Source organism: Nostoc sp. WHI (assembly GCF_015714725.1).
GTDB lineage: Bacteria > Cyanobacteriota > Cyanobacteriia > Cyanobacteriales > Nostocaceae > Nostoc.
The window spans coordinates 1-19,061 of record NZ_WBKM01000353.1; the positions used below are offsets into that span (position 1 = coordinate 1).

Genomic DNA, 19,061 nt, shown 5'->3' on the forward strand with positions numbered 1-19,061 from the left:
TTAATATTTTTCAATTCACTAATTTTACCAAAGCTCGATAACTATTATAAATTGTTATTTTAATTAAGTTCTATATTCTAAAAACAGAACTACTTTCCTGGATTTACCCTTCGTTTTTAAGCAAATCCCTCAAATATGTCAGTATTTATACTTAATAATTGTAGTCAATTATTTTTTAGTGATGCCTGCGGTGGTCACTGAGCTTGCCCTTTGCGGAGCGTCTTGTAGAGAAGTGCGCGCTGCGCCTACGCCTTTCCCTAAAAAACTAATTATTTTGTGCTACGTATTGAATTTCAAAATGGCGATTAATACCCTATTTATTTCAAAATGAGAATTGCTGAGTTAACCCAGTCCGTAAAGACTCTAAAATCTCAATTGCAGCGAATAGGGTTTTTTCAGCCTCGGCATACTTACCTAATTGTATGTAAATCACTCCAATATTATTGAGACTTACTCCTTCCCCTGGTTTGTCGCCGACTTGTTGGCGAATGGCTAAAGCTTGTTGAAAAAACTGTAATGCTTTGGTATGTTGTCCAAATTTATAGTAAATTGAACCAATATTGTCGATAGTTGCCCCTTGACTTGATTGTTCGCCGAGCTCTTTAGAGATCGCTAGAGATTGCTGATAAAACTCCAATGCTTTGGGATACTGCCCCAGATTGTCATAAACTAAGGCAGTATTATGGAGAGTTGTCCCTTCAGCGGCTTTGTCACCAATTTCTTTGCGAATGGCTAAAGATTGCCGATAGGATTCCAAAGCTTGAGGATACTGCCGCAAAAGGCGGTAAATTGCCCCCATATTGTCGATAGTTATCCCTTGGTCTGCTTTAGCACCGATGTTTTTGGCGATCGCTAAAGCTTGTTGATAGAATTCAAAGGCTTTGGCATACTGTCCTAAGCTGCGGTAAACTGCACCAATATTGTTGTAAGCTAATCCTTCTCCCCGTTTGTCGCCAATTTCTCTAGCGATAGCTAAAGCTTGCTGATAGAATTCCAAAGCTTTAGCATACTTTCCCAGACTGTTATAAACTAAGCCAATATTATGGAGAGTTGTCCCTTCACCGACTTTATCGCCGACTTGTTGGTGAATAGCTAAAGCTTGCTGATAGAATTCCAAAGCTTTGGCATACTTTCCCAGACTGTCATAAACTAAGCCAATATTGTTGAGAGTTGTCCCTGCTTCGACTTTATTATTGACTTGTTGGTGAATAGCTAAAGCTTGTTGATAAAATTCTAAAGCTTTAATATACTGTCCTAAACTGCGGTAAACTACACCAATATTGTTAAGAGTTATTCCTTCCCCAACCTTATCACTGAATTGTTTGTGAATGGCTAAAGCTTGCTGCTGGAACTCTAAAGCTTTAGTGTACTGTCCGAAATGGCGGTAAACTTCCCCAATATTGTTGAGAATAGTCCCTTGCCCTGCTTTGTCGCCAATTTGTTTAGCGATAGCTAAAGCTTACTCATAGGATTCGAGAGCTTGCGGATATTGCCCTAAGTTGCTATAAACTAAGCCAATATTATTGAGAATCGTCCCTTGTGCCTTTTGAAGGCCAAGTTCTTTCATAATCGCTAAAACTTGCTTTAAAGTTTTCAATGCTTCTTGAAATTGGCCTTGTTTAAACTGCTCCGTAGCTTTTTGGTAAAGTTGCAACGCTTGCTCGGCAATTTGTTTTTGTGTTGTTTGTGCTTGCGCTACAAGAGGAGCAGGGTAGAGTGGAAGACAAACAGATAATGGCACAAGGGAAAGGGCTACAGTGGCAAGGGTGAGACATTTCAGGTGGTGGCGCATTGGCGAATTCTCCAGCAGGCTGACTCAGTGGTATATCTCTCTCAGTTTTCAGAGGATATGCAATAATTTTGCTTGTGTTTGAGTAAAAAAGAAACTGGGTTCACAAACTTATATCTTGTAAACCCGGTTGTTGCATCAGTCATAAAAATTATGCAATGCTTTAGCTAGCTTCTATCTCTTTAGCTGCACTGTCCGCTTTTTGAGCTAAATCCAGTTTTTTTTCTTGTTTAAACAATGTGGATGCTCTGCGTAAATCAGCGATCGCTGCTGGCTTGTCTTTTAAGGCATAATTGGTAAAACCGCGAAAATAGTACGCTAAAGGAATATCGGGAGTAATTTCTAAGGCTGTGTCAAAGTCTGTCTTTGCTGCTTGATATTGTTCTAAGTACATCTTGGCAGCACCTCTGCCAATGTAAGCATAAATATTTTTGGGTTCAATCTCCAGGATTTTGTTAAATTCATCTATGGCTCCTTGATAGTCTTTTGACTCTAAAAGCTCAATCCCTCGTTGCAGGTAAGCTTCAGTGTCACTGTTGTTTTCAGTTTGTGAGTTGGAAACTTGTGCGGTTACTATTGATGTTTGTTGATTGTGGAACAAGCTTTTGGCTTCAGCTTTGGGAGTGAGAGTCAATGTTACTAATGCAATCATGGCTACTGCTAATTTCAAACTTTTCATTGCTATGTCTCCTAAAATACTAAGTTTTGCTAAGTTTCCAACTAGTCCTGTGCAGAAGTGGACTTGTTGCTTCACGCATATATATCTCTGAGGTGTTGGGAGGATATGCAAAAAAATTTGGTAGAAATGTAAAATTTTTCGATAAAGGTAGAGGAAATGGCAATTTATCTATGGAATAAAATTAGCGTCATCACAACTGATAAGCTATTGTTAGAATCGGCTTATCAGTTGTGATGACGCTACAGATGTCGTTACCAATAATCAAACGCTCGTACCGTTCCCAGGAATTATCATTAGGACATGAGAATTATCGAGACTTAAGCTTGGGGAAATTATGGCTAACTTCCGTAGGTGGATTACATAACTTGCGAAAAGTGTCTTTACGAAATGCGTCCAACTCAATAGAGGTTGTTTGTATAGAGTACACTTGCTGTAAGACATCTGACCACAACTGATTTTCGGCAAAGTATTTGGCTTTCGCAAGAGCGATCGCTTCGGTATCTTTATTTTCTGCTTTCAGTTGTTTTTCTAGATTCTGTAAGTCTGCGGTAATGCGATCGCGTTGTTGCCCTTCCATCACTTGAAAATTAACGTTTAAAGACAGATTAGCACCATACGACACCTCCCATTCGTAAGTTTCGCCTGGTTGCAGTGGTTTATCTGCTGTATAAGTAGAAATATTTTGAGTCTCAGTTACTGCTTGAGTCCACTTTTTACCAGTATTTTTATTCAGCACTACTATTTTTTTTACTTGACCTTGCCAAATAAATAAAGGGCGATCGCTCCAAACAATTCTAGTAGTCTTTGGTTTATCTGGAGAAATCATGCAAATATCATCAGGATTACGTACAGTTGGGCGAGAACCACCTTTACGTGGTTGTATGGGTGGTTCTTTTTTAAAGATAGCTTGGGAAATCCAAGATATAAATGACTGTGATTGCTTTTTTTGAGTAGGTATTGGTTGATTTGATAAAACAGGTGTAGTACTTAAAGCTATTACTGATAGTGATAGCGTATGAAATAGCAATTTATTCATGATTTTTTCCTTGATAAAAGATTAGGTACAAAGTAACCCCACAAACCGATTGATGGTAATAACCAAGGCAAAAGTATCGCCGTCATTGAAATGTATAACTGCAAACTGACTATTCCATAAAACCCTGTGAATACTGTCATCAACAACAACCATTGCCAACGATATTTTCTATTTTTTTGTTGTAAATATAGTATTTTTCCTAATAATAGAGCTATGCCAGTTACCCAGAAATCAGGAATCGGTACAACCAATCTCTGATTCAGTAAATGATGTACCATGTAAGCATGATACTCACCACCTGTGAATAAATTAATGTTAGGTTGCCAGTATTTAATAGCTGGTGGAAAATTCGCACCTGCGAAATTATCTTCTCCATCTTGGGAAATGCCAGCTTCGTCATATCCACCAGGAATAATAATCACAACTTGCTGGTGTAAGTCTTGATGTGAAGTCTGACTTTCTAGTATTTTCCAAGCTGGGATAGTATTATATATCTGATTTGGAGGAATTGAAAAATCAGCGATTGGATGCAGCCACATTTGACCCAGCCAATAACTCAAAGCCGTTACTAATTGCAGGCGCGATCGCGGTGATTGTAAAATAGTTTGATGGGATTTTAAATTCCCAGGAAAAACATCTCCCATCTGTTGAAAATAATCTGTTTGACTATCTAATTTTGGCTGTGGTCTATCAGGAATTAGTTGTAATTGCTGTCCCAAAACTAATAAACTAGAAAAATACCAAGGCTGAGTTTGAAAATCATCATGAGGTAATAATGTTACATACCAAGGATGAAACTCAATTTCTCCTGATAAACTCCAATTAAAGTTAGCAATTTCAGGCAATACTTGTAACCATTTCTTTTTATTATTCGAGGTTGCTGCAAACACAAATAATGTATGATTGGAAGAACTAACAGCAGTTTTAATAGACTTAGCGAGGATGCGATCGCTTTGCGGTTGATGTCTAGACAGTAGATAATCAATACCGATGACTTTAGCTTTATCGGCTGTGAGTTGGTCAATTAAACTTGCCAAATACTTATAATCAATTGGTTTAGGATCGGGTATTTTAGCTTTAATAATAGAATCCTCATCAATTTGTACTAATAATACTGGTGGCGGACTTGTTGAGGTGATAGATTGATTTGTTGCGTCACGATAGATAGCTTGTACCCATACACGCCACTGTAATAAGAAAGTTTGCACAGGTAAAATTAAACTAATTACTAATAAAATTGAGATGGCGATCGCTTCTTTGCGGGTAGGTTGCCAATATTCGATAAATCGCTTGAAACCAGAGGCTTGGAAGCGAAATAAAGTTACTTCTGGATGGCAAAATAAAGAAGGAATTAAATAAGCACTCGGATAAGTAAGAGAGTTTTTTAGCTTCAGATGTTGAGCAGCTATAATTAGCGATTCATGGACATCTTGATATTGAGCTAAAGCTTTGATAAATTCTAATAAAAATTCGCCAGCGACTTGATTATGGATAGGTTCGCGCATGACAGCTACTTGACTTAAACCTAAATCAATCAGTTTATTAGCAATGCTTAAACCATTGCAAGAATTGAAAAGAGCAAACTGCAATCCTCTTCGTTTAGCAATAATTAATGGCTGTGCTATTTCACTAATTGATAAAGCTGTATTGGGAGCGATCGCTATTTCTCCCCCAGTCAAATTAGTTTCATTACTGTGACCCGCAAATAATAAAATATCCCATCCTGGCTCTGAGGCGATCGCCTGGACAATCTTAGTTTTTAATTCCGGGATACTTTCTTGAGGTTGCCAACCAATAAATTCTACTTTCGCCACTGATTTTAAAAAAATCATAGCCTGCTTTTCTGCTTGAAAGTCTAAACCACTTTCATCACCAAGAATCACTAAAATTCTGGCTTTACCAGAACGGCGATCGTTGGGATAATAAACAGTTTCTCGCCTATTTATTGGTGTACGAACAATCCTAATATTACTAGATGATGAACTAAATTCAGTGCCAATTTCCCAAGCTTCCCAAGGTAATCGTGCTAAATCTAAAGGATTGCAAGTGAGAAAAATATCAACATTAGGATGTTCGTCATTTCTGGTTGCTTGAGCAATTTTTACACGAATTTCATGTAATTCTGCACTGCGTAACCAGTGATGAAATTCCGATAAAAGTTGTGCTTCCGCCTGGACTAGTTGCGAGTGCCAATCAATAGGCGGTGCAGTAAAACTGCCAATTTCTTCTACTTTGCCTCGCAATTTTGTGTTATAAAAACGGAGATAAATTCGCTGCCATTCTTGGTATTTGAAATCCAGATCATCAGGATAGGCGAGTGTCACCCCAAGTTGCTGACCCTTACCCCAAGATAGTTCAAATGCACAAAGTTGATCGAATTGTTGAACTTTTAAATTAAAAATAGAAGCAGTCATAATTAATTAACCGCCGATAAACACCTATGAAATACACCTTAAACCCTTTCCGTTCTCTCTTTGCGCCTCTGCGCCTCTGCGTGAACTAAGACTCCCCAATCAACGTAAAAGCCGCCCAATCACGAGGCTGAGGATGCTTCTTCATAGTAATCAGCATTGCATTGCGTAACGCCGCCGCCTTATCAGGATTTTTCTGCCATTGCTGATAGAACTCCGTCATTAATTCTGATGTCGTTGAATCAGGAACCGCCCACAAAGAGACAATCACACTAGACGCGCCAGCCGTAATCAAAGAACGAGATAATCCAACCACACCATCGCCTGTTATTTTGCCTCTCCCAGTATCGCAAGCGCTTAACACCACTAATTCAGCGTTGATTTTTAAATCGACAATTTCCTCAGGGGTGAGTAAACCGTCATCGTTACTGGTGGGTGTAAGAGCGATCGCACTTGGTATACTCTTATCAGCATCATCTAACAATCCATGCGTTGCTAAATGAATAATCCTGGCAGATGATAATTTTTGTTTAAAAGCTGCTTTTGTCGCATCTTTACCAGTAATAGCTTTAACTTTGAATAAATTAGCAATAGTTAATGCTTCCTTTTCCGCGCCCAACAGTGGGTTAAGTTGCACAGGTGGAATGCCTACTTTTGGCATTGTCGGATTTCCCATGACTAACACATCTTTACCCGTCACCTTTTGGCGCTGCTGACGTGTCAAGTCTAAAACTTGAATTGCTGGTGCAGTTAAGATAGTATGTTTTTCAATCAGGTATTTGCCATCTTTATCTTGCAGTGCAACGAAGGGAACTAAAAATAGCGAATCGTGTGGGATAAAGATGACGTGTTCATCTGGGTTTGTCGGGAGAATAGATGCGATCGGTTCAATCAATACCTCATATAATTTCTGCAAGTTTTGTTTTTTACTTGATTCATCCTTGGGTTCTACCTTAATACCCCGACCCCTAGCACCAATGGATAGACGGCTTTTATCTACTAGCTGTGTAAGTGGTGTTTTTAATAATTTCAGGTCTACTTGTTTAAATGCGATTTTGCCAGTTGGTTTGATTACCCAAATGTAAAGTTCAGAAATATCCTTTTTTTTGTCATTATCTAAGTTGTATCTTAGTACAGTATATTCTACAATTGTTGCTTTTTGTGCTTGAGCAATTCTCTGAATATCTTGAAGTTTTGGCGGTGATATATTCGTAGCTTCAACATTTGTTCCACTGTTACTGATAGTTAAAACTCGCGAGGCTAGCAAATTAATAAAGGCTCTAGCTCTACCGCGTTCAGCGACTTCTAAAGCTTTTTGGAATTTATTCTGAGTAATTAAGGTTTTTTGTAATAAACTATAGGTACTAGCTTGGTTTTCAAAAATTGTGATTTGACTTGGATTTGACAAATCAATCCGCATTGAATCAAAAACATCAACTGCTCTAGATAAAGCAGCAGTAGCTACCGATAATTTATTGGCAATCAAGCTACTGATACCAATTTGTGTAAAAATATGTGCTTCTTGTAACTTGTCTCCACTTTCTTTAGCAAATTCTCCAGCTTGTTGATAATAACTCAAAGCTAAATCATATTGTTTTTTTTGCTCGTAGAGTGCACCAACTACAAAAAATATGTATGGTTTTAATTGAGGACTATCAACTGTTTTACTGAGTTCTATAGCTTTTTGAAAATATTCCTCAGCTAGTTTCTCTTCTCCCAATTTCGCATAAGCATCACCAACCTTAGCCAAGTCAGCTATTATGAAATCTGGGAAACCCAGTACTCGTGATTGTGCTAAACTCTCTAGTGCTTCGTTTAAATCTTGGCGCGCCTTTTCTAACTCAGCAGGAGATTTAGAAGATTTATTTTTTAGAAATAAATTTTTTGATAATTGAGAATTTTCAGGAACATCTTTTACAGCTTGACAAGCCTGCTTTGCTTCTTCATATTGCCCTAGAAATTTGTATACTAAACACATCCGCAGATAACTAGTTTGAATTCCCCGCTTAATTTGTAATTCATCAAACTGTTTCCAAGGGCTAATAACTTTTTTAGCAGCGTTGTGCGCTGATTGAAATATTGTTAATGCTTGTTTATATGATTCTAATGCTTTTTCATATTTACTTGTATAAGAATAAACATTGCCAATGTTCATGAAAAGCCATCCTTGCTTGGTATCATGTTCTAGTCTCTGTAAAGGAGAATTAGGTACTTCTGTCTGGATAATTTCCAGCGCTTGCTGATAAGATATCAGTCCCTGTTCTTGTTTACCCCATCTAACATATACATCACCTAACTTGGTGTAGGCTGTTCTAACTTGAGGGGAAAAGTTTTTATTTGTTTGGAATATTTGTAAAGCTTGCTGAAATATTTTTAGAGCTTTGGGGTACTGATTTTTGATAAAGTATATGTCTCCTATTTCGAGGAAAACTTTTCCTTGTTTGAGGCGATCGCCTATTTCTTGGGCAATTTTTAAAGCTCTTTGATAATTTTGCAATGATTTATCCAACAATTTATTACCTATTGCATCCTGATTGAAAAGTTTAGCTCCACCAAATCCATAATAAAGATTACCAAGAGAAATCAAGATATTGATTTCTAGTTTACGTTGGCGTAATTTATCTTCAGCAGCGCCACCTGCTTTCGGTAAAATAGCTAAAGCTTGTTCAATAAAACTAAGTCCTTTAGAAGTATCAGAGATAATATATATTCCTCCCAGACTTTTTAAGGCGATCGCTTCTGTTTCATAGTTCTTGTTTTGTCGTGCTACTGCTAATGCTTTATTGCAGTATTCAATCGCCATCTGAGTATTTTCTAAACGCAAATAAACAAGTCCTAAATTATTCAGCGCTTTCGTTTCTAAATAGGTATCTTTAATAGTCTGGGCAAGTTCTAGAGCTTGTTGATAGTGAGTAATTGCTTTGTTGAATTCATCAAAATTATTAGAGTAAATAGTGCCAATATAATTAAGTGCTTTACCTTCTCCTTGTTTATCCTTAATTTGACGGTATATGCTTAAAGCTTGCTGGAAAACTTGTAAAGCAGCTTGAGGTTGATTACTGTCACTTAGTTCATCACCTTGTTTAATGAGTGCATCTGCTTCAGCTTTTTGGGCTTTTGGGCTTTGTGCTAACGCCTGAGACGTTATCAATGGTTGTAATTCCCATGCACCTAATGGAAATGTTAGGGAAAGCACTAAAGTAGCAACAGAGAGGGATTTGAGACGGTAATGCATGAGAAGCAGTCCTCCAAGCAGATGAGAGTAATTTGCTGGCTAATTCTCTATATCTCTCACGTTTTGGGAAGTTATGCAAAAATTTTTGTATGACTTAATTTAAGGTATTGTCACTTCGCAGGTAGTTAGTCCCTTGGAGCGTTTCACAAATTTCTCATCAAATGTATATAAATGAGTATAATTTTGAGCCAGGGCAAGATGAAAAGCATCAGCGAAATCTAAACCAGCCTCATGCCAAAGCAATACTTGAGCAATTAAACTCGCATTAGTCAGGTGGACATTCACTAGACCAAAAAGCATTCGCAATGCTACACATATCTCTTTTGGTTTGAACCAGAAGTGTTGAATGTTGAGAAACTGGTTAACTGGAGTCTATTGTTTACCCAAATACTTGCGAACAGCAATAGTAGCAATTCATCAATTACCCAGAACTACAGAAACTCTCTGGTTAAGAATTCTTGGTAAGGGAAAAGTTCAGCAACAAGCCATTGATGAACTAGAAGCGCTTTCAGAAGATGAACCTTTACGCGCTAGAGCGCTAGAGTTATTGTAGAGCTTGAAAATCACCTTAGAAGTCAGTCAGAATTTAGATCCTGAAGATAGGGAGTTAATTATGCGATTATCACCTCTTTATACCCAAAAGTTAGCAGAAGCAACAGAGCAAGGAGTTCAGCAAGGACAGCGTGTAGTTATAGAAAATTTACTCAAAGCTCGTTTTGGTGAATTAGATAAGCAATTATCTGCAATTATTGAGCCTTTATTGTCATTGCCACCGGAACAATTCACTCCTTTGCTAATACAATTATCTCGTGAAGAATTTTTAGCAAGATTTGCTGAACAGCCATCATGAGAAAATTAAGAGTTGATTTTAAATCAAAAGTTAGGGTGTGTTATGGCGTTAGCCTAACGCACCGTTTTGTATAGCGGTGCGTTGGGGGCTTGACCAAAATTTATCGTAACTAACTGTATAGATTAACTACTTATACACGAGATATTTGTTACCAAAAATGTAACCGGAGAAACTAAACCGATCGCCTGTGAGAAAATGTAAATGGAGGTAAGTTAACCTCAACACCATCTGTTAAACTTACACTCACCAAAAACTTCTCATCCCAATTCCCCACCACACGCGTAAATAAATAAGAATCACCCTGTTGTGGATTTATACCCCGTTCCACTAAAATCCCAGTTTGGTCACTCACCCGCAGTTTTAAATGAGCCGGTAAACCTGTGTGAGAAGCTGTGCCAAGAACTAACAATAATGTCCATAAATTCGGTTCTGATTCCGTTAACAAATGCCAAGTCACAGCATATAATCGCAGTGGAATTGCTGTTAATAAAAAATCTTGATACGCACCCCGCGCCACAGCCGGAATTTCCAAACCTCGCTGCTGAAGTTGGTTAATAATGGCTGGAAACTCTTCTGTAGGACTTCGCATCGCCGCCGTCGGTGTTAAACTCGGCAATAGTCGCCAAGAAAACTCCTCTGCTAATTCATCTAATTCATCCCACAACCAACGTCCCACATTCAGCGCTGGCTCTGTCAACAATTTCAGTAAATCTTTTAAGTTGTCACTAACTGAAGACGTGTGTGTTTGCTGCTGTAAATTATCAATCCAATTCAGCAACTCTGGATGATTCAACACTACCTTTCCCTGTTCCCAAGTCAACACTTGCCATAGTTCTCTTCCAGGCGATCGCAATTGGGGTAATAATGTTAGTAATTCATTTTGGATTGTCGATAAAATCTGGGTATTTTCGCTTTTAGGTGGTAAAGCAATTGTCTCTGGTTCTAGACAACGCAAGTATAACAATAAGCGGTCTGGATTATTCTCAAACCAACTCAGAGGTATTTGATAATTCCAATCTGCTTCTGATTGTAAATTAACTTTTGTCTGGTGTTCTCTTAACTGCTGATAAGATAAAAACCCCGAAATAAATGCTGCATCTTCTTCTTCTAAAACTTCCACCCACACATAAAAATGAGGAGTATATTCTGGTAAATCTACAACTGCTTGTGGTAAATAAATTTGATCATCAGTTAGGCTACCAGTGGTAATTAAACAAACTTTAAATTTACCTACCTGTAAATTTGCCACAGCCGCGATCGCCTTCGCAAGTGCTGGCTGGAAAGTTGTACATCTTTCCCGGTTAATTGTCAGAGTATTTGCCCGTTCTGCTAACCATTCTTCAAAAGCGCATAACGCCAAAGCATGAATATAAGTTTGCCACTGCTGAGACGAATTTTTAATTTTAATACTGACTTCTACTGCTTGAGTAATTTGATCGGCAGAGAAAGTAATGGCGGCTGTTGGTAAAGATTCAAAATCTAGCCGCATCTGCGGAGTAGTTTTGGATAAATTAGTCATATTTCCTCATTAAGCGAATCGAGATAACGGCAGAGTCTTTCACGAAACAGACCATTTTCTATTGTGTTGATTTTTGCTGTTTGAGATTGATTTCCTGCTTCTTTTATAACCTGAGTAATTTGTTCGTCAAGAGCAAGTTTAATTTGCTGTTCTAGAGTTATCAGCCTGTCTGGGTGAGAATAGTTTTTTGCTAAATCCAAAACGCGATCGCATAACAATAATAAAAGCTGTTGTCTAACATCAGCACGAAATTCTTTTAGTTTTAGCAAACGAGTTACTGCATCTTGGGCACGTAATCCCATACTGTCAGCAATTTCTGTCATGCGTAAATTTTGACAGTGAAATAACTTGAGTGCTTGCAAAAACTTTTTGGCTTTTTCACCCTTTTTCCGTTGTAATCTATTTACCCGTGATTGAGTCACTATAGCCAATGCTTGTTCTAAACAAGCCAGAAATTGGGGGCGATATAATTGCAAAAACTCTGTTTGTTCATCTTCATTATCTAACGCTTTGGTAGTGTCAGTATACTCATCACCAGTAATAGTATCTAGAGATTTTGTCGGTAAAGACCCACCCCGGACATGAATCCGGTATTCTCTTAGTTGAGTTGCGAGTTTTTGCAGTTGTATCATCACAGTCTCACTCTTGAGAGTTTGACTAGTTTGATTTTGGAGGAGAGTGGCGATTTGTTGTAGTTGTTGAGTTGTCGGTGTAGTACATTTTCCCCCAATCGAGAGCGATCGCTGTTGCAGACGTGCTGTCCGATAAACAGCATGGTAGCTTTCTAAAAGCTGTTGCGCTTGTTGAATTTCTGGAGGTGTTAAGGCGTAAAATTCTCTGAAAATACGCTCTAGCTGTTGAGGTCGAGTATCATTGAGAATTGCCCAGTCACTCACCATGTAAACTCCGCACTCCAGCAAAAATTGATTGAGTGCAGCATCGTGTTTGACTCTGGTAGTTGTCCAGGTTGTGAGACTGCTTTGTTGTGGGTTAAAACTCTGCAAAATCTTTTGAGAAAGAGATTGATAAGTACTATTCGGTTGTAGCCTGCCATCATCATCTAGGACGTAAGGCAGCAAATCAGCACAACTGAAACCGTGAACACTCCCAAAGTTGGCTGCCAATTGTGAGCAAACTTGCTCAATTTGCCAAGATATAAAACACAATAGACAACGTTGTGCTAACAAGCATCTATCAGCAGGCGCATCCCGCGATAGTTGCAGCAGTTGGAGTTGAATTTCTGCATCTGGGATATGATGACGATCTGTATTATCTGCGTAGGCGTAGCCCGTCGTAGATATCGCGTTCCCCCCACCAAAGGCGATCGCTGGGAACACATCTACAAAAAATGCTTTAGCTGGACTAATTTCCTGAACCTGTCGCCGTCCCGCCCCATCAATTTTCACTAGTTGCCAATATCGTGATGCCACACCCATAAGTATTTGAACTAAACCATCAACAGCAGTATTGCCTGGCATTCAGTCTTAACTCTAGACTCACTGATCTTATGCAGTTTTAGCTTGTATGGCAAAAACTCATTGAGGACAAAAACTTAGGATCTTAAAACTGTAAGGTAACTTTGTGTACCTTGGCAGATGAGACGAGATTGGGCAAACCAGAATTTTTGCATACCCTCCCGAGTACCTGGAGATACATAAAAACAGAGGCAGTAAAAAATTCCCTACCAATACTAATTCATCGCTATTAAGTAAGTCGGTAGAAAAAACATAACCTGTTAATAAAGATAAACGAGGCTAAAACCTTCTTCCCTCCTGCTCGGTTGTTGAGCGTAGTCGAAACACTGCCTCCTGCCTTATCTCAACTACAAATATTTACGCCGTTCCACTTACTTAAAAGCAATTAATGCAACTATGCCGCAAGCAAACAATCTATTTGTTTCTCTCAATTGCACGTCAGTTAAACAGGAAATGATATTAACACCTTTTCAGCGCCAATTTTTACTCAGATGTCTCACACCGGATTTACGTCCAGAGTACCGTTGTCGGATTGAAATTATGCTCATGGTAGATGCAGGACAATCTCAAGCACAAATTTGCCAGACACTAGAATGTTCTCAAGACACAGCACGTTATTGGATAGCTATGGCACGTGCTGGGAAAGCACATCTCTGGAATGAACCTCCTATCGGTAGACCCAAAACAATAAATGAGCAATATCTTAATAGGCTACAAGAATTGATGAATCACACTCCCCGTGACTACGGCTATGCCTTTAAACGGTGGACAGGAAAATGGTTAAGTAAGCATTTAGCAAAAGAATTGGGTATCGAGGTAAGCGATCGCTATGTCAACCAGTTACTAAAACGAATGGGGCTTTCTACTTGTCCAAAACCTAATACTATAGAAAGTTCTGCTAACAGCATAAACAATAAATGAGAAATAAATTTAGTATTTATTTCTAAAATAATAATTTAAAATAGCTAAATATAGTTTTCTCTCAGAGTATGTGTTGAAACTCTCAGAATGTATAGTTTTGCCATCTTAACTGGGATAAACTCCAACAAAAAAGAAGGTTTTAACTATATATAGCAGTCCTAAATCATTTGTGAAAATTCTATATCTCTTTCTTCTTTCTTCCCTTTGTGTCCTTGGCGTTCTTGGCGGTTCGTTTCCTTATTTATATTTTTCACGACTCATTTAGGATTGCTATAGTGAGATATTTTATTATGCTACATATGAGAGCAAAAGGGACTTTCAAAGCATCATCTAATTAAAATCTTGTAAATTTTTAGAATTTTAGACTTAATAAATTAGGAAAAAAGTCTCCATTTAAATTCTCAAATAATTAATAGAAATATTGCTTATTCATAAAAAAGCATTTAAATTAAAAATATAGTCTACTTGCTCAGTTGGGTATCAATTTGATAGAGCTTAAGGGATTATTAATTCCTTTGTCTTCATGGATAAAAATAGGCTAATTTATCGGTAAACTTATTCTATTTTTATCCTTATCAATGCTTACATAAAGGTAGCCTTGCTATCGGTATTCCAAGTCTTAATTAACAGGATAGGGGCTGATTACTAGTAAGATCAGAACTCCTATAACATTCGATAGTTTCTTAATTTATTGTTGTTTTAAAGTACGCGAGATTGTTTCTATGCAGTTTACAAAAGAGCAAGTTAATAGTTACAATGAAAATGGTTTTTTGTTTTTAGAAAACTATTTTTCAAAAACGGAAATTGACTATATTATAACTCAAATTCCTAGTTTACTGTCTGAAGATACACCACGAAGAATCTTAGAAAATAATGGCGCTGTTCGTAGTATTCTTGCTCCCAATACTACAAATAAGGTATTTCAGCGTCTTTTACAGCTATCGAAGCTTGTCAAACCAAGTATGCAACTTTTAGGAAGTGAGGTATATGTATATCAGTATAAGATTAACGTTAAGGCAGCATTAGAGGGAGATAAATGGGACTGGCATCAAGACTTTTTATATTGGCATAAAGAAGATGGAATGCCAAGATCACAGGCATTGAGCGTTGCAATTTTCTTACAAGAGGCAAATGACTTTAATGGGCCGCTACTATTTATTCCTGGATCACATAAAGAAGGAATGGTAGATTTGAATGTTCGTAAAAAATATTTAAATAATCCCTTATGGACAGCAACATTCTCGGCAGATTTAAAATATGAAGTTGATAAAAGCTTCTTTGAGAGATTACTCAATAAATATGAAATTTTCGCAGCTAAAGGCGCAGCCGGATCTGTTTTGTTTTTTGATTCCAATGTTTTTCATGGTTCTACAAATAATATGTCGGCTAAAGATAGAACCAACATTCTTATTACGTATAACAGTCTTGAAAATGCACCTCCTACTGCTAAGAATCCACGTTTAGAGTTTATTGCTAGCCTAAACTGTAATTCAGTGATATCTATGCCAGATAATTTTTTATTTGAAGATGTAGTTTAACCGTTCATGGGGGTAAGAAGTTAATAGGGTTTGAGCCACTATCAAGACTTTGAGTTGGAAGAAAACAGGCTAAATCATCTCACTAATTTGCCTGTAACCCTTATTCCCTCGTTACCCCCGTAAACGGTTACAACGTTACAACTGTTATGTAGTAGCTTCAACCTCTCTTGCCGCTTCACCCTCTGTACCACCTAGTTTTACTGACTTCTATTTACTTCTTTAGATCAGTCAAGTTTCATACTCATCTCTGAAAAAAATGAATATACATAGTACAAAAAAGTCCCGTAAGACTATTTCTACTGCCTTATATACACTGCTGGCATTGTTGTTTTGTTTCATCTGGGCTGCAACGTTCATAGCAGTCAAGTTTGGACTCCGCAGTAGCCCTCCATTATCTTTAATGTTCTTTCGATTCCTGCTGGCTGGCTGTACTCTCATGCTTTTCGCCAAAATATGTGGGTATCAGTTACCTAACTCTAAACAAGAATGGTCACGGCTCATAGTTCTCGGACTTCTAAATAACTTTGCCTATATCGGTCTTACAGCAATAGCACTGCGCCACTTATCATCTGGGATGGGTGCGATTCTTGCTAGTACTAATCCAATAATCTTAGCGTTGTTAGCTCCTATTTTTCTTAAGGAAAAATTGACCTCAATGAAGGGGATTGGACTTATTTTAGCCTTCGTCAGTGTATTCATAACCATGTATTCCCGCCAAGGAATTGATAACGACCCTATTTCAATGGCCCTATTACTGCTAGCCAACGCTTTCTTGGTAACAGGAACAATATTATTCAAACGCTGGACGCTTCATTATAATTTGACGGTGATCAATGGTACTCAGCTACTTATTGCTAGCATAGCACTTTTGCCTTTAATCCTTATTTGGGAACCTATTGCTTCAATTCGCTACGACCTGAATCTTTTAGGAGCAGTTGCATACTTGTCTTTTGGGGTTTCCTGCGGTGGAATGATGATATGGCTTTTTCTTCTTCGTAGTGGTGATGCAAGTAAAGCTAGTGCTTTTTTCTTCCTGACTCCGGTAATTGGTCTCTTTTTAAGCGCTTTTTTGTTAGGTGAGCCACTCCGAATTTTAGACTTCTTCGGTGCAACAGGAGTTGCACTAGGTATCTATTTAGTACAGCATTCAAAAAGTGGCATCACTGAATAAGAGTATGTACTTAAAAGTGATGGTTGGGCTACGCACACTTTTAAGTGCATATTCGCATTCAGTAGTAAATTTTATTTTAATAAACCGCAACTTGGGTTAATAGCAAAAATATAAAATTTATTTAATTTAAGAGTTAGGATTTTAATAAATGAGAACTTCATTGATAAAGCCTTCAATCTGGCAAATTGCATTTGCTCTCCTTATAGGAGTTTTCGGAATATCTATGGCTGCTGTTTTTGTGAGATTATCATCTCAAAAAACAGGATTGAATGGAATTGGATTTAGTCTTTTTTTATCAGCTTCTCGATTAATAGTTTCTTCATTATTAATATTTCCATTATGGAAAGGTTTATCTCAAGTAAAAGCTCAACCAGGTGCTTTTGTTTATTCTGTTATAGCTGGTATATGTTTGGCAATTCACTATGTAGCTTGGTTTTTATCTCTTTCTTATACATCCATAGCAGCCTCCGTTACTATAGTTACTACTAACCCTATATGGGTTACATTGCTTTATTGGATATTGTTTAAGCAAAAGCCAATGCGTCAGACATTATTAGGGATCTTTTTAGCCCTTTTAGGTGCATTAATAATTGCATATGATGGAGCTATTACAGAAAGTATTATTGCTGATAATCCACTTTTAGGAAATTTTCTTGCTTTGATTGGCTCATGGGTGTACAGTCTTTATTTTTTAGCAGGTAAAGAAGCACAAAATAAGGGTTTGAGTACTGGTATCTATGCAGTAATTGCTTACAGCTCCGCAGGACTAGTTTTACTTCCTTTACCCTATTTTTTCGGTAGTGGTTACACGGGTTATCCTACAATTGTTTATCTTTATATTTTTTTGATGGCTGTATTCTCACAAGTTATTGGTCAAACCAGCTTGAATTGGTCACTGCGCTGGATTTCACCAATTATCGTGACATTAGCTGTAATGTTTGAACCAGTTTTTTCCAAGTATATTCGCTTACATATTTTTTGGAGAGATACCTAGTTTTATCTTATTAACTGGTGCAGGAATTTTGCTTTTAGGGGTAGGAACCGCAGCAGTTCATTCAAAGTAAATTTTCTATGTATCGGGAATTTTAAGCCCGGGCTTGGGGCGTGTACACGGAGCATGAATCCCATACATAATCTGCATTCGAGCATCATAAGCCACATTTCTCTTCTGCTTCTCCTGTTGCTTTTATTCCCTCTCCTAGCGCCCTCTATGGTACACAAAGAAATTTGGCGTTCTATTTTTCGGAATTTACGTAGACCCACAGTGTGGACATTGCATAGTAGATAACCTCAATTCATCTGCTCTTTTATGCAACGCCTTATTTGGAAGCAACTGTCCTTATATGGCGACTTTTTACGGAGAGTTAGTTCACTTATCCAAGATTTGTAAACATTTTTAACAATTCACTTCAGTACCAAGATTGAGAAGCATTCTAGTGACACGGTAGCCAGATTTTCCCTAAAGTCACATACAATTTTGGGTGTTAGTTCCACACTGCTTCTAGGCGATCGCGATCAAGATGGTAAATAATCCTCAGTTTGACAACCTACCGCCAATTAAGTTGATCCACATACAGGATCAAGCACCATCAACCCTACAGGGAGAATCTAGAAGCAGGGCAGGAAAAATAGCTGCACCCACAGACATACGGTGGATAAAAGTACTGGAGTTTTTACGCAGCACCAATCTTGCACCCAACAGCCGCAAACTCTACGAACGCGAACTCAAAAGGTTTTTGGCTTGGAGTGAACTACATTATCATGAACTGCGTCCACGTCACCTTGCGCTATATAAAGAATACCTAAGAGATGAAATACGGACTGATGCAGGTAAACCGCTTTCCAAAAGCAGTATAAATGCGGGGGTAGCGGCACTCAAAAGCTTTTTTAAATGGATGTGCTACACGTATCCTGACATAATTGCTACTAATCCCACACTGGGGATTAAACTGGAAAAAGTACCTCTACCACCAGCCCAGAGTTTAACCCCAGAACAGATGGAACGGGTTTGGTCAGCGTTGGAATTGTTGGGAGAAACAAAACAACGCGATACAGCACTTCTTCACATTCTCAGTCATGGACTCCGGGCTGGGGAAGTTGTACAGCTAAATGTTGGATCATTTGATGGCAAACTGCTGTTTTTACCAGACACCAAAACGAATGAACCGCGCTTAGTTCCACTGCGAAAAGAGAGTCGGGAAGTTTTAGCAGAGTATTTGCTTACGCGAGAAGAAAGGAGTGAGGTGTTAAACAGCCTTAGCCCATTGATGATTTCACACCATGCTTCATACAAGGGCGAACGCTTGAGTTATCACGGTATTTACTTCGCTGTGGAAAAAATCGGTGAAATAGCTCACATTGAGGATTTACATCCTCACTCCTTTCGCCACACCTATGCTACTGATTTATTGCTATTGGGAGTTGACCCCAGCCATGC

The 19,061-nt window shown here is 38.1% G+C and carries 16 protein-coding genes; 7 read left to right on the plus strand and 9 right to left on the minus strand.

Annotated features, from left to right (window positions below):
- Positions 1-322: 322 nt before the first annotated feature.
- The 7 genes from F8S12_RS42165 to F8S12_RS36215 form a co-directional block, all read right to left on the minus strand.
- The gene (locus F8S12_RS42165; RefSeq protein ID WP_331001488.1) at positions 323-1,450 is read right to left on the minus strand and encodes a tetratricopeptide repeat protein; all 1,128 of its coding nucleotides are present in this window, start codon (positions 1,448-1,450) and stop codon (positions 323-325) included.
- 9 nt (positions 1,451-1,459) lie between these two features.
- Complete coding sequence (locus F8S12_RS36190; RefSeq protein WP_196521165.1) at positions 1,460-1,792, minus strand: tetratricopeptide repeat protein; 333 nt, start codon at positions 1,790-1,792, stop codon at positions 1,460-1,462.
- A gap of 160 nt (positions 1,793-1,952) precedes the next feature.
- Complete coding sequence (locus tag F8S12_RS36195) at positions 1,953-2,468, minus strand: tetratricopeptide repeat protein (RefSeq protein WP_196521166.1); 516 nt, start codon at positions 2,466-2,468, stop codon at positions 1,953-1,955.
- Positions 2,469-2,775: 307 nt separating this feature from the next.
- On the minus strand, positions 2,776-3,504 hold the full coding sequence (locus F8S12_RS36200) for a DUF928 domain-containing protein (protein ID WP_196521167.1): 729 nt from the start codon (positions 3,502-3,504) through the stop codon (positions 2,776-2,778).
- A complete protein-coding gene (locus tag F8S12_RS36205) occupies positions 3,501-5,918 on the minus strand; it encodes a CHASE2 domain-containing protein (protein ID WP_196521168.1) in 2,418 nt (805 codons plus the stop codon). Before F8S12_RS36205 ends, F8S12_RS36200 begins: the two co-directional genes overlap by 4 nt.
- Before the next feature lie 85 nt (positions 5,919-6,003).
- Complete coding sequence (locus F8S12_RS36210) at positions 6,004-9,150, minus strand: CHAT domain-containing protein (protein WP_196521169.1); 3,147 nt, start codon at positions 9,148-9,150, stop codon at positions 6,004-6,006.
- A 99-nt stretch (positions 9,151-9,249) separates the two neighbouring features.
- On the minus strand, positions 9,250-9,450 hold the full coding sequence (locus tag F8S12_RS36215; RefSeq protein WP_230968514.1) for a hypothetical protein: 201 nt from the start codon (positions 9,448-9,450) through the stop codon (positions 9,250-9,252).
- Between the two features lie 46 nt (positions 9,451-9,496).
- Between F8S12_RS36215 and F8S12_RS42170 the strand changes: the two genes are divergently transcribed.
- A complete protein-coding gene (locus F8S12_RS42170; RefSeq protein ID WP_196521170.1) occupies positions 9,497-9,703 on the plus strand; it encodes a hypothetical protein in 207 nt (68 codons plus the stop codon).
- Between the two features lie 60 nt (positions 9,704-9,763).
- Complete coding sequence (locus tag F8S12_RS42175) at positions 9,764-10,000, plus strand: hypothetical protein (RefSeq protein WP_196521177.1); 237 nt, start codon at positions 9,764-9,766, stop codon at positions 9,998-10,000.
- Between the two features lie 172 nt (positions 10,001-10,172).
- Here F8S12_RS42175 and F8S12_RS36230 read toward each other — a convergent pair whose 3' ends face one another.
- Both F8S12_RS36230 and F8S12_RS36235 read right to left on the minus strand, forming a co-directional pair.
- Complete coding sequence (locus F8S12_RS36230) at positions 10,173-11,519, minus strand: DUF1822 family protein (RefSeq protein WP_196521171.1); 1,347 nt, start codon at positions 11,517-11,519, stop codon at positions 10,173-10,175.
- On the minus strand, positions 11,516-12,997 hold the full coding sequence (locus tag F8S12_RS36235) for a hypothetical protein (protein ID WP_196521172.1): 1,482 nt from the start codon (positions 12,995-12,997) through the stop codon (positions 11,516-11,518). The genes F8S12_RS36230 and F8S12_RS36235 overlap by 4 nt, the downstream gene beginning before the upstream one ends.
- 393 nt (positions 12,998-13,390) lie before the next feature.
- Between F8S12_RS36235 and F8S12_RS36240 the strand changes: the two genes are divergently transcribed.
- The 5 genes from F8S12_RS36240 to F8S12_RS36260 all read left to right on the plus strand — a co-directional run.
- Entirely contained in the window at positions 13,391-13,915 is a 525-nt protein-coding gene (locus F8S12_RS36240; protein ID WP_190963217.1) for a helix-turn-helix domain-containing protein, read from the plus strand.
- A 722-nt stretch (positions 13,916-14,637) separates the two neighbouring features.
- Positions 14,638-15,453 carry a phytanoyl-CoA dioxygenase family protein gene (locus tag F8S12_RS36245; RefSeq protein WP_196521173.1) on the plus strand — a complete coding sequence of 272 codons (816 nt, stop codon included), beginning with the start codon at positions 14,638-14,640 and terminating at the stop codon, positions 15,451-15,453.
- A 256-nt stretch (positions 15,454-15,709) separates the two neighbouring features.
- Positions 15,710-16,624 (plus strand): DMT family transporter, encoded by a 915-nt coding sequence (locus F8S12_RS36250; protein ID WP_196521174.1) that lies wholly within the window; start codon positions 15,710-15,712, stop codon positions 16,622-16,624.
- Positions 16,625-16,772: 148 nt separating this feature from the next.
- Entirely contained in the window at positions 16,773-17,618 is an 846-nt protein-coding gene (locus tag F8S12_RS36255; RefSeq protein WP_196521175.1) for a DMT family transporter, read from the plus strand.
- A gap of 526 nt (positions 17,619-18,144) precedes the next feature.
- Positions 18,145-19,061, plus strand: a 917-nt coding sequence (locus tag F8S12_RS36260; RefSeq protein ID WP_196521176.1) for a tyrosine-type recombinase/integrase, incomplete at its 3' end; no start/stop codon positions are given.

Bases quoted from the DNA above. Each gene is read 5' to 3' on its own strand.
- F8S12_RS36190 (WP_196521165.1), bottom strand. From the start codon at position 1,792: ATGCGCCACCACCTGAAATGTCTCACCCTTGCCACTGTAGCCCTTTCC.
- F8S12_RS36195 (WP_196521166.1), bottom strand. From the start codon at position 2,468: ATGAAAAGTTTGAAATTAGCAGTAGCCATGATTGCATTAGTAACATTG.
- F8S12_RS36200 (WP_196521167.1), bottom strand. From the start codon at position 3,504: ATGAATAAATTGCTATTTCATACGCTATCACTATCAGTAATAGCTTTA.
- F8S12_RS36205 (WP_196521168.1), bottom strand. From the start codon at position 5,918: ATGACTGCTTCTATTTTTAATTTAAAAGTTCAACAATTCGATCAACTT.
- F8S12_RS36210 (WP_196521169.1), bottom strand. From the start codon at position 9,150: ATGCATTACCGTCTCAAATCCCTCTCTGTTGCTACTTTAGTGCTTTCC.
- F8S12_RS36215 (WP_230968514.1), bottom strand. From the start codon at position 9,450: ATGCTTTTTGGTCTAGTGAATGTCCACCTGACTAATGCGAGTTTAATT.
- F8S12_RS42170 (WP_196521170.1), top strand. From the start codon at position 9,497: ATGTTGAGAAACTGGTTAACTGGAGTCTATTGTTTACCCAAATACTTG.
- F8S12_RS42175 (WP_196521177.1), top strand. From the start codon at position 9,764: ATGCGATTATCACCTCTTTATACCCAAAAGTTAGCAGAAGCAACAGAG.
- F8S12_RS36230 (WP_196521171.1), bottom strand. From the start codon at position 11,519: ATGACTAATTTATCCAAAACTACTCCGCAGATGCGGCTAGATTTTGAA.
- F8S12_RS36235 (WP_196521172.1), bottom strand. From the start codon at position 12,997: ATGCCAGGCAATACTGCTGTTGATGGTTTAGTTCAAATACTTATGGGT.
- F8S12_RS36240 (WP_190963217.1), top strand. From the start codon at position 13,391: ATGCCGCAAGCAAACAATCTATTTGTTTCTCTCAATTGCACGTCAGTT.
- F8S12_RS36245 (WP_196521173.1), top strand. From the start codon at position 14,638: ATGCAGTTTACAAAAGAGCAAGTTAATAGTTACAATGAAAATGGTTTT.
- F8S12_RS36250 (WP_196521174.1), top strand. From the start codon at position 15,710: ATGAATATACATAGTACAAAAAAGTCCCGTAAGACTATTTCTACTGCC.
- F8S12_RS36255 (WP_196521175.1), top strand. From the start codon at position 16,773: ATGAGAACTTCATTGATAAAGCCTTCAATCTGGCAAATTGCATTTGCT.